The sequence below is a fragment of the Cyanobacteriota bacterium genome (genome assembly GCA_025054735.1).
In the GTDB taxonomy this organism is placed as follows: domain Bacteria; phylum Cyanobacteriota; class Cyanobacteriia; order SKYG9; family SKYG9; genus SKYG9.
The window spans coordinates 1-1,400 of sequence record JANWZG010000641.1 but is presented as its reverse complement, the minus strand read 5'-3'; the positions used below and the strand labels follow the sequence as shown (position 1 = coordinate 1,400).

Annotated in this window: 3 protein-coding genes; 1 reads left to right on the top strand and 2 read right to left on the bottom strand. The window is 50.3% G+C overall.

Annotated features, from left to right (window positions below):
- Nucleotides 1-182 (top strand): Uma2 family endonuclease (locus NZ772_18990; protein ID MCS6815644.1); only part of this gene is annotated, 182 nt, incomplete at its 5' end.
- Between the two features lie 202 nt (nucleotides 183-384).
- On the opposite strand, the gene NZ772_18985 is transcribed toward NZ772_18990, so the two are convergent.
- The gene (locus NZ772_18985) at nucleotides 385-1,107 is read right to left on the bottom strand and encodes an urease accessory protein UreF (protein MCS6815643.1); all 723 of its coding nucleotides are present in this window, start codon (nucleotides 1,105-1,107) and stop codon (nucleotides 385-387) included.
- Nucleotides 1,108-1,134: 27 nt separating this feature from the next.
- Nucleotides 1,135-1,400: DUF4349 domain-containing protein (locus NZ772_18980; protein ID MCS6815642.1), on the bottom strand; the 266-nt coding region annotated here is incomplete at its 5' end.

Genomic DNA, 1,400 nt, shown 5'->3' with positions numbered 1-1,400 from the left:
AGGAAGCTCAACGGGCAGAGCAGGAAGCTCAACGGGCAGAGCAGGAAGCTCAACGGGCAGAGCAGGCGATCGCTCAGTTACGCCAGGTAGTGCAGCGGCTCCATCAACAGGGGTTAGCTCCAGAGGCTATTAGTGAACTAACGGGGCTGTCGATCGCAGACATTGAGCGTTACAGGCACTAACTGTTGCATAACTGTTGCAAAATTGCGTTAGCAGGTAGGGTTTGCAGCCATGATGACACCAATCAAGATGGAGGATGGTTGGCTGGTCGTTAGGGGCGATCGCTAACATGTCCTGAAATGTGGAAATAGCTCATAGGAAATCTGCCTTACGTAGTAAGGTCGCGCTTGATGATACAAGTCAATTAAGCGTTGTTGGAAATCCCTAACTGCGAAATAGACGGCTGTATTGCACCTCATGGTTCATGCTCGCTAGAGATAACCCCCAACTACAACTGTACAGGTCATCATCGGCTAACGTTAGACAGCGATCACAGGCAGCCGCGATCGCTGGTTGTAAATCTAGCAATATTTGTTGCCCAGCCGTCTGACCCAGCGGAATCAGCCGCACACCTGCACTGACCAAATTCGCAGCCCAACTGTGGAGATAGCCTAATAACGTTGGTTCTATATCAATGCGCCATGCATAGGCAGCAATTCCAAAGGCTACTGCTGCATTGCATTCAGCTCCACAACAGGTAACCAACTGATTGATCGCCAGTTGAGTGCTAGGGTCGCTGGACAAATTGACCTCTTGCACGAGGCGCAATAACGCTCGCCCCATTTGCCATTGTTGCAGCCGTAATTCTTCGGTTTCTCGCAGTGCAGATAACCAGCAGTTCCAGCGCTGAACTGTAGTCAGGTCATGACGAGCGATTGCTTGGTGCACCCTCCCCAACACAGCGCCATCAATTTGAACTGTGCCATAGCGCAACTCTGTGGTCAGCCAATCTGTTAGCGCATCTGCTGTGGTCAAATAGCCCCAATGCACCAGGGTTTCTACTCCTTCTGAATAGCTAAAGGCCCCGATCGGCAATGCTGGACTAGCTAATTGCAATAGGCTCAACAGTTGACTAGTCTGTTGGCTAACTACTTGGTGATTCTGCACTTGGAATAAACCCCTAACTGGCTTTTCTTATGAACTAGACGATGCTTGGTCGGACGGGTTGGTTGGTAACTTTTGCTTCTGATGACGGCGAATCAGCCAAAGGATGCCCAGCAGAACCGCAAGGTAGGGGCTGTACACCAGACACCAAATACCTAACCTCAGCAAACCAACACTCACGGTTTTAAGGGATCGGGTTGAGTTTACCCAGGTTTCGCTTAATTGTAAGGACACAGTCCGTGGTCTGGTGAGAGGGGCAACGGCTGTTTCTTCTAAATCCAGGGTGATAGTAGAAA